This window comes from Phreatobacter sp. (genome assembly GCF_030691135.1).
Taxonomy (GTDB): Bacteria; Pseudomonadota; Alphaproteobacteria; order Rhizobiales; family Phreatobacteraceae; genus Phreatobacter.
In genome coordinates this window covers 1-8,537 of sequence record NZ_JAUYFA010000007.1, presented here as the reverse complement: position 1 = coordinate 8,537, position 8,537 = coordinate 1, and the positions used below count along the sequence as shown (strand labels likewise).

Genomic DNA, 8,537 nt, shown 5'->3' with positions numbered 1-8,537 from the left:
TCACGGTCTTCGGGCGAGGCTTTGTCTCCGAGTTCGTTCAGCGTCTTTTCGGTCTGATACACGAGCGAGTCGAGACGGTTTCGGGCCTCGATGACCTCGCGGCGCTGCTTGTCTTCGGTCGCGTGGAGCTCGGCATCCTTCACCATCTTCTGGATGTCGGCCTCGCTGAGGCCGCCCGAAGCCTGGATGCGGATCTGCTGTTCCTTGCTCGTGGCCTTGTCCTTGGCCGAGACCTGCACGATGCCGTTGGCGTCGATGTCGAACGTGACCTCGACCTGAGGCACGCCGCGCGGCGCCGGCGGGATGCCCACCAGGACGAACTGGCCCAGCATCTTGTTCTGGGCGGCGATTTCGCGCTCGCCCTGGAACACGCGGATGGTCACCGCGTTCTGGCCATCCTCCGCGGTGGAGAACACCTGGCTCTTCTTGGTCGGGATGGTGGTGTTGCGGTCGATGAGGCGCGTGAACACGCCGCCCAGCGTCTCGATGCCGAGCGACAGCGGCGTCACGTCGAGCAGCAGGACGTCCTTGACCTCGCCCTTCAGCACCGCCGCCTGGACCGCCGCACCGACCGCGACGACTTCGTCGGGATTGACGTTGCGGGCCGGCTCCTTGCCGAAGAACTGCTTCACGACTTCCTGGACCTTCGGCATACGGGTCATACCGCCGACGAGAACGACCTCGTCGATCTGGCCCGCCGAGATGCCGGCATCCTTGAGCGCCTTCTTGCAGGGCTCCATGGTGCGCTGGATCAGGTCGTCGACCAGCGCCTCGAACTTGGCGCGGGTGAGCTTCAGCTGGAGGTGCTTGGGGCCCGAGGCGTCGGCCGTGATGAAGGGCAGGTTGATCTCGGTCTGCGTCGAGGACGACAACTCGATCTTGGCCTTCTCGGCGGCTTCCTTCAGGCGCTGGAGGGCGAGCTTGTCCTTGCGCAGGTCGATGCCCTGCTCCTTCTGGAACTCGGCTGCCAGATAGTCGACGAGGCGCATGTCGAAGTCCTCGCCGCCGAGGAACGTGTCGCCGTTGGTCGACTTCACCTCGAAGACGCCGTCGCCGATCTCGAGGATCGAGACGTCGAAGGTGCCGCCGCCGAGGTCATAGACCGCGATGGTGCCGGCGGTCTTCTTGTCGAGGCCGTAGGCGAGGGCCGCCGCCGTCGGCTCGTTGATGATGCGCAGCACTTCGAGGCCGGCGATCTTGCCGGCGTCCTTGGTGGCCTGGCGCTGGGCGTCGTTGAAGTAGGCGGGGACAGTGATGACGGCCTGGTCGACGGTCTGGCCGAGATAGGCCTCCGCGGTCTCCTTCATCTTCATCAGCGTGAAGGCGGAGATCTGCGAGGGCGAATAGGTCTTGCCCTCGACCTCGACCCAGGCGTCGCCGTTGCCGGCCCGCGCGATCTTGTAGGGGACGAGGTTCTGGTCCTTGGTCACCGTCGGGTCGTCGAAGCGGCGGCCGATGAGGCGCTTCACCGCGAAGATGGTCCGCTCGGGATTGGTCACCGCCTGGCGCTTTGCCGGCTGGCCGACGAGCCGCTCCTCGTCCGTGAAGGCGACGATGGACGGCGTCGTGTTGGCGCCTTCCGAGTTGATGATGACTTTCGGCGTGGTGCCTTCCATGACCGCCACGCAGGAATTGGTCGTTCCGAGGTCGATGCCGATGACCTTGCCCATGGTCTTCTCCTTTTCAAGCGGGTCGGCCGGGCCCGAAGCACCCGTGAGGCTGGCGGCCCATGGACGGAGATAGTTTTCCGCCCGAGCCGCCTGCGCCGACCCCTTCGTGATATGGGGTTTGCAAGCTGGTGGTCGCATGGCGGAAAGCCACGAGACATCGCCGCTTTCCGCCGGTTGGGCCGGATATAGGGGGGGCGTCATGGCGCCGCAAGCGTCACCGTCACATCGCCGTGAAGGAATCGCATCGCGCCTGCGGCGACACGACGTGGCGGGGCAGGTGCGTCCCTGGCGCAACATCGGGGGAGCCATGAGTCCCGTCGCGTCACGGGCTGATGACCGCCGCAGTCCGGCAGGCTATGTGTCGGCTCCGCATCACCGGATGAATCATGTCGCGCCGCGTCGTCCTTCTGCTCTCTCTCGCCCTCGCCGCCGCCAGCGGCGAGCGTGCCGCGGCGCAGTTGCAACTGCCCGGCGCTGTAGCCCCCACCCCGCAGGGCGCGACGGCGCCGCAGGGGCGTTCGCCCGGGCCGCAGGCGCCAGGGGATGCCAACAACCCATTGGCCGCGCGCACCGTTTCCGGGCCGCCGCTGCGCCGCTGGGAGGAAGGCCTGCCGGGCAAGACCTTGCGCTTCCTCGGCCAGCACGGGTCGCTCGTCATCAGCCGCGTCGGCACCGGCGCACCGCCGTCCTATACGATCGTCGCCAACGGCGTGATCGGGCGCCGCGGCAACGATATCCGCAACATCTGCACGCCCGACCTCAACGGCGGCCGACCGATCCCGCTGCGCCCGCTCGGCCGGCCCGACGGGCTCGTCCGGTTCGAGGCGGTCTTCCCGGGTTGTACCATCACGCTCGACCTGATGGCCGATGCCGCCTTCATCGCGACGCCCGGCGGCGCCTGCACCTTCGACGACTGCGTCGTCGATCCCGCTGGATTGTGGGGTCCGAATGATCGCGAGATTCCGCGTGACAGCGAGATTGAGCGCGCCCGCGGCGTCGCCGAACGCAAGCTCAACGATGCCCGCCGCATCCTGCAGGCCCGGCTGCGGACGACGCCGGAAGGCCGCCAGTTCCTGCAGGAACAGGCCGGATTTCCCGCCAACCGCGAACGTCTCTGCCGCAATTACGGCACCTCCGATATCGGGCCGGCCTTCTGCGCCCTGAAATTCACCGAAGCCCGCGCCGAGAACCTCTCCGCACGGGTCGGCGGGCCGCCATCGGACGAGCAACCGCGCCGCCCGGCCCGTCCGCGGCCCCCGCCGGCGCAGCCTGCTCCGCAGCAATGACCGCCGTCCCGGTCGTTCCGGGATGCACCTGGTATCCGGGCTATCTCTCCGCCGCCGATCAGGCCAGCCTGGTCGCGACGCTGCGCGACGTGATGCGCCAGGCGCCATTGTTCCAACCGCTCATGCCGCGGACCGGAACGCCGTTTTCCGTGCGCATGACCAATTGCGGATCGCTCGGCTGGGTCTCGGACCGGGCGGGCTATCGCTACCAGCCGCACCATCCCGAGACCGGGATGCCCTGGCCACCGATCCCGGCATCAATCCTGGCCGTCTGGGAGGCTGTGTCCGCCTATCCGCATCCGCCCGAGGCCTGCCTCGTCAATTGGTACGGACCGGGCGCCCGCATGGGGCTGCATCAGGACCGTGACGAGGAGGACCTTGCCGCTCCCGTCGTCTCGCTGTCGCTCGGGGAGACCGGCCTCTTCCGGATCGGCGGCACGACGCGCGGCGGCAGGACCGTTCCGGTCAAGCTCGCTTCGGGTGACGTGCTGGTCTTCGGCGGTGCGGCGCGGCTTGCCTATCACGGCGTCGACCGTCTCCTGCCCGGCACCAGCACGCTGCTGAAGGATGGCGGGCGGATCAACCTGACGCTCAGGCGTGTGACGAAACCGGACTGGGCGATCACCACTCGGCCTGCCGACACGCCCCGGCTCCTGCCTCACGGGTCACGCGCCACTGCCCTCCCCCCGCTTGTCGAGGGGAGGGACTGGTTGAAGCCCGCTCTTGCGGGCTGCTGCGGTCAGCTCGTCGCGGCGCTGACCGGCTTCATCAGGCCGAGCACGGCACCGGCCGGATCCTCGACCACGGCGATGCGGCCGACATTGGGGATATCGAGCGGGGCCTGCAGCACCTGGCCGCCGCTGCCTGTGACCGCCGACACCGCCCGGTCGAGGTCGTCGACCTGAACATAAGAGAGCCAGCCCGGCTGGGACTCGGTATCCTGAGGGTCCATCGGCATGATGCCGGCGGTGGGTGTGCCGTCGGGTGCCTTGGCGATCCAGTATTCGCCGTCCGGCATGGGGAACGGGTCGAACGTCCATCCCAGGGTCTGGCCGTAGAAGGCCTTCGCCTTGGCGATGTCGTTGGTCATCAGCTCGTTCCAGTTGAACCTGCCGCTCATGCGGGGCCTCCTCCATCACTGCGCGCGGAGGGAGCATTCCCCACCGTCAGCGGCAATGACAGCATGGTCCGATTGCAGCCCGGCGACAATGAGGCAAAGCCGGTCAGGTGATGAGGCGGGAGAGCACCCGGGCGGTGTAGTCGACCATCGGTACGATGCGGGCATAGTTCAGCCGCGTCGGGCCGATCACGCCGAGGACGCCGACGATGCGGCTCTGGCTGTCGTGATAGGGTGCCACCACCATGGACGAGCCCGACAGCGAGAAGAGCTTGTTTTCCGAACCGATGAAGATGCGAACGCCCTCGGCGGTCTCGGCCCGTCCCAGCAGGTCGACGAGATCACGCTTCGATTCGAGATCGTCGAAGAGCAGGCGGATGCGTTCGAGATCCTCCAACGCCCTGAGGTCGCCGAGAAGGTTCGCCTGGCCGCGGACGATGAGCTTGCGTTCGGCCGGCTCGCCCCCCGACCAGGAGGCGAGACCCGCCTCGACCAGCTTCTGGGTGAGCCCGTCCAGCTCGCTGCGCGCCTGTTCGAGGCTCTTCTGCATCTCGACCCTGGCCTCGGCGAGGGTGCGGCCGCGGATATGGGCGTTTAGGAAGTTCGAGGCCTCGACCAGCGCCGAGGGCGGCAGGCCGGCGGGGATCGGCACGATGCGGTTCTCGACCTGGCCGTCCTCGGAGACCAGCACCACCAGGGCCCTTTCCGGCTCGATGCGGACGAACTCTATGTGCTTGAGCCGGACATTGCTCTTCGATGTGAGCACGACGCCGGCGCCGCGCGACAGCCCGGAAAGAAGCTGGGTGGCGTCCGCCAGCACCGTCTCGAAGGACTGGTCGCGGGCCGAGGCGGCGACCTGCGCCTCGATGGCGTTGCGCTCGTCGACGGCGAGGTCGCCGAACTGCATCAGGGCGTCGACGAAGAAGCGGAGCCCGGTCTCGGTCGGCAGACGGCCGGCCGAGGTGTGCGGCGCATAGATGAGGCCGGCCTCCTCGAGGTCCTGCATGACATTGCGCACCGAGGCGGGCGACAGGGTCATCGGCAGGATCTTCGACAGGTTGCGCGAGCCAACCGGCTCGCCGGTCGCCAGATAGCTCTCGACGATCTGCCGGAAGATCTCCCGGGAGCGCTCGTCCAGCCTGGCCAGCGCCGAATTGGCGAGGGCCGACAGCTTCTGTTCGGAACGCGGGATCTCGGCGGACAAGGGGCAACCTCCACGGCAAATCTGGTAGCAGTTGCGGCATTGATCAAGCACCATCTGCCGACCCGCAGGCGGAATGGCGGATCGACGCCATTCCTCTCGCGCGATTGCCGCCGTCCTTGCCCCGCCGGCGGTTCAGCCCTATGACCCGCCGACCCTTTTTCGTGAAACGGAACCCACCATGCGTCCCTCCAAACGCGCCCCCGATGCGCTGCGTCCCGTCTCGCTGGAGCGCGCCGTCGCCCGCTATGCCGAGGGCTCCTGCTTCGTGAAGTTCGGCAATACCCACGTGCTCTGCACGGCCTCGCTGGAGGAAAAGCCGCCGCCGTGGCTGCGCGGCCAGGGCCGCGGCTGGGTGACGGCGGAATATTCGATGCTGCCGCGCGCCACGCTGGAGCGGACGCGCCGCGAATCGACCGCCGGAAAGCCGTCGGGCCGTACGCAGGAGATCCAGCGCCTCATCGGCCGTTCGCTGCGCACCATCGTCGACCTGCAGGCTCTCGGCGAGCGGCAGATCACGGTGGATTGCGACGTGATCCAGGCCGACGGCGGCACCCGCACCGCCGCCATCACCGGCGCCTGGGTGGCGCTGCACGACTGCATCGCCTGGATGACGGCGCGCTCCATGCTGAAGGTGAACCCGCTGCGCGACCATATCGCCGCGGTCTCCTGCGGCATCTATCAGGGCACGCCGGTGCTCGATCTCGACTATGCCGAGGATTCGGAGGCCGATACCGACGCGAATTTCGTCATGACCGGCGCGGGCGGCATCGTCGAGATCCAAGGCACGGCGGAGAAGACCCCGTTCAGCCAGGAGGAGCTCCTGAGCCTGCTCGACCTCGCCCGCGGCGGCTGCACCCGGCTCGTCGACCTGCAGAAGACGGCGGTGGCATGAACCCCCGGCTCGGCCCCGGCACGCGGCTGGTCGTCGCCACCCACAATGCCGGCAAGCTCGCCGAATTCCGCGACCTGCTCGGCCCTCATGGCATCGACCTCGTCTCGGCGGCCGAACTCGGCCTGCCCGAGCCGGCCGAGACCGGCACGCTCTATGCCGAGAACGCCGCGATCAAGGCGCGGGCGGCGACGGAGGCCACCGGCCTTCCCGCCATCGCCGATGATTCCGGCCTCGCCATCGACGCGCTCGACGGCGCGCCCGGTCTCTTCACCGCCGACTGGGCCGGCCAGCCCCGCGATTTCGCCGCCGCCATGGCGCGGGTCGACCGGGAACTGGCCCTGCGCGGGGTCACGACGACCGGCGCGAAGGCGCGTTTCGTCTCGGCCCTGGCGCTGACCTTCCCTGACGGTTCCGAGCAGATCTTCGAGGGCCGCGTTTTCGGGACGCTGGTCTGGCCGCCGCGCGGCACCAAGGGCTTCGGTTACGACCCGCTGTTCCTCCCCGACGGCCAGGCCCTCACCTTCGGCGAGATGAGCGCCATGGAAAAGCATGGCCTGCCGCCCGAGGGCGCCGGCCTCTCCCACCGCGCCCGCGCCTTCATGGCGCTGGAAAAGGCCGTGCTGGCGGGTTGAGTGGCGGCGCCCTGTGCGCCTGTTCGCGTCCCTCCCTTCGCGACCCGCCCTTCGCCGGGACCGGATCGACGACACCGCCCTCCGCGCGGCAGCCCGCCGGGCTCGCCCGCTTGACTTCGCCGGCCAAGCGTCCAGATTGGCTTCTGTCCAAGGGGGGCCCCGACGAGGGGGCTGAGAGGCCGCACCGTTCCGTGTTCCGGAACTCCGCAGCGACCCTTGAACCTGATCCGGGTCATGCCGGCGGAGGGATGGGACGCATATGCTGACTTCAGTCTATTTGGCGCGTCTGATCGGCCCCGTCCTGCTGGCCGTGGGGATCGGGCTCTTCGTCCGGCCGGCGGCCTTCAACGAACTCGCCAACGAATTCGCCAAGAGTTCGGCGCTGATCTTCCTGTCCGGTATCCTGATGATGCCGGCAGGGCTCGCCATCCTCCTGTCGCACCGGGTGATCGGCGCCGACTGGCGCATGCTCATCACCCTGATTGGCCTCGGCCTGTTCGCGCTCGGCGCCTGGCGCATCATCGCGCCGGACTGGGCGGCGGGCGTTGGCCGGCATCGCATGCCGCGCGAGGGGACGAGGAAGGTCGCCGCCGCCGTCTTGCTGATCCTCGGCGCCATCCTCACCGTTGCCGGCTACTGGCCGCAGACACCCACACCATAACAAGCCCTCGGGAGAACCCCCATGAACGCGCCCGTCAAGGACATCAAGTCCGCGGTCACCACCGGCCCGCTGCCCGCCTCCACCAAGATCTTCGCCGTTCCCGAGGCGGCGCCGGACCTGCGGGTCCCGCTGCGCGAGATCCAGCTTCAGGCCGGCGCTGGCGAGCCCAATGTCGTGCTCTACGACACCTCCGGCCCCTATACCGACCCGAATGTCGTCATCGACGTGGAGAAGGGCCTCTCGCGCGCCCGCGCTTCCTGGGTTCTGGAGCGGGGCGGCGTCGAGGCCTATGAGGGCCGCGAAATCCGCCCCGAGGACAACGGCCATGCCGGCAAGCATCTCGCCCGTGCCTTCCCGCTGGCCAATCCGCCGCTGCGTGGTGTCGGCGACGCGCCGATCACGCAATATGAATTCGCCCGCGCCGGCATCATCACCAAGGAGATGATCTACGTCGCGGAGCGCGAGAATCTCGGCCGCAAGGCCATGCTGGAGGGCGCCGAGGCGACCATCGCCGACGGCGAGAGCTTCGGCGCGGAGATCCCGGCCTTCATCACGCCCGAGTTCGTCCGCTCCGAGATCGCCCGCGGCCGCGCCATCATCCCCTGCAACATCAATCACCCGGAACTCGAGCCGATGATCATCGGCCGCAATTTCCTGGTGAAGATCAACACCAATATCGGCAACTCGGCCGTGTCCTCGAGCATCGAGGAGGAAGTCGAGAAAATGGTGTGGTCGGTGCGCTGGGGCGGCGACACGCTCATGGACCTGTCCACCGGCAAGAACATCCACGAAACGCGCGAGTGGATCATCCGCAACTGCCCGGTGCCGGTCGGCACGGTGCCGATCTACCAGGCGCTGGAAAAGGTGGACGGCAAGGCCGAAGAACTCACGTGGGAGATGTTCAAGGACACGCTCATCGAGCAGGCCGAGCAGGGCGTGGATTACTTCACGGTCCACGCCGGCGTGCGCCTGCCTTGGATCCCGCTCACCGCCGAGCGCGTCACCGGCATCGTCTCGCGCGGCGGTTCGATCATGGCCAAGTGGTGCCTCGCGCATCACAAGGAATCGTTCCTCT

General features: G+C 68.2%; 8 protein-coding genes, 1 pseudogene and 1 riboswitch. Of the genes and pseudogenes, 6 read left to right on the top strand and 3 right to left on the bottom strand.

Annotated elements, in window-relative coordinates; translation table 11 throughout:
• A partial coding sequence (gene dnaK / locus Q8O26_RS00940) for a molecular chaperone DnaK (protein WP_305572572.1) occupies positions 1-1,670 on the bottom strand: 1,670 nt, incomplete at its 3' end.
• Between the two features lie 386 nt (positions 1,671-2,056).
• Between dnaK and Q8O26_RS00935 the strand changes: the two genes are divergently transcribed.
• Positions 2,057-2,956, top strand: a complete 900-nt coding sequence (locus Q8O26_RS00935) for a hypothetical protein (RefSeq protein WP_305572570.1) — start codon at positions 2,057-2,059, stop codon at positions 2,954-2,956.
• Positions 2,953-3,540: pseudogene (locus Q8O26_RS00930) on the top strand (alpha-ketoglutarate-dependent dioxygenase AlkB); the annotation flags it as partial. The gene Q8O26_RS00935 and the pseudogene Q8O26_RS00930, both read left to right, overlap by 4 nt.
• A 155-nt stretch (positions 3,541-3,695) precedes the next feature.
• Here Q8O26_RS00930 and Q8O26_RS00925 read toward each other — a convergent pair.
• Both Q8O26_RS00925 and hrcA read right to left on the bottom strand, forming a co-directional pair.
• On the bottom strand, positions 3,696-4,076 hold the full coding sequence (locus tag Q8O26_RS00925) for a VOC family protein (protein ID WP_305572568.1): 381 nt from the start codon (positions 4,074-4,076) through the stop codon (positions 3,696-3,698).
• Between the two features lie 103 nt (positions 4,077-4,179).
• Positions 4,180-5,265, bottom strand: a complete 1,086-nt coding sequence (gene hrcA / locus Q8O26_RS00920; RefSeq protein ID WP_371134410.1) for a heat-inducible transcriptional repressor HrcA — start codon at positions 5,263-5,265, stop codon at positions 4,180-4,182.
• A gap of 190 nt (positions 5,266-5,455) precedes the next feature.
• Between hrcA and rph the strand changes: the two genes are divergently transcribed.
• The 4 genes from rph to Q8O26_RS00900 all read left to right on the top strand — a co-directional run.
• Positions 5,456-6,169, top strand: coding sequence for a ribonuclease PH (gene rph / locus Q8O26_RS00915; RefSeq protein WP_305572566.1), 714 nt, complete (start codon positions 5,456-5,458; stop codon positions 6,167-6,169).
• A complete protein-coding gene (locus Q8O26_RS00910) occupies positions 6,166-6,801 on the top strand; it encodes a non-canonical purine NTP pyrophosphatase (protein WP_305572564.1) in 636 nt (211 codons plus the stop codon). The genes rph and Q8O26_RS00910 overlap by 4 nt, the downstream gene beginning before the upstream one ends.
• A gap of 140 nt (positions 6,802-6,941) precedes the next feature.
• A riboswitch (TPP riboswitch) is annotated at positions 6,942-7,067 on the top strand.
• Complete coding sequence (locus Q8O26_RS00905; protein ID WP_305572562.1) at positions 7,061-7,462, top strand: hypothetical protein; 402 nt, start codon at positions 7,061-7,063, stop codon at positions 7,460-7,462. Its footprint overlaps the riboswitch before it by 7 nt.
• Before the next feature lie 21 nt (positions 7,463-7,483).
• A partial coding sequence (locus Q8O26_RS00900) for a phosphomethylpyrimidine synthase ThiC (RefSeq protein ID WP_305572560.1) occupies positions 7,484-8,537 on the top strand: 1,054 nt, incomplete at its 3' end.

Excerpts from the sequence above, each read along its gene's own strand:
- Q8O26_RS00910 (WP_305572564.1), top strand. The coding sequence starts at position 6,166 with ATGAACCCCCGGCTCGGCCCCGGCACGCGGCTGGTCGTCGCCACCCAC.
- rph (WP_305572566.1), top strand. The coding sequence starts at position 5,456 with ATGCGTCCCTCCAAACGCGCCCCCGATGCGCTGCGTCCCGTCTCGCTG.
- Q8O26_RS00905 (WP_305572562.1), top strand. The coding sequence starts at position 7,061 with ATGCTGACTTCAGTCTATTTGGCGCGTCTGATCGGCCCCGTCCTGCTG.
- Q8O26_RS00935 (WP_305572570.1), top strand. The coding sequence starts at position 2,057 with ATGTCGCGCCGCGTCGTCCTTCTGCTCTCTCTCGCCCTCGCCGCCGCC.
- Q8O26_RS00925 (WP_305572568.1), bottom strand. The coding sequence starts at position 4,076 with ATGAGCGGCAGGTTCAACTGGAACGAGCTGATGACCAACGACATCGCC.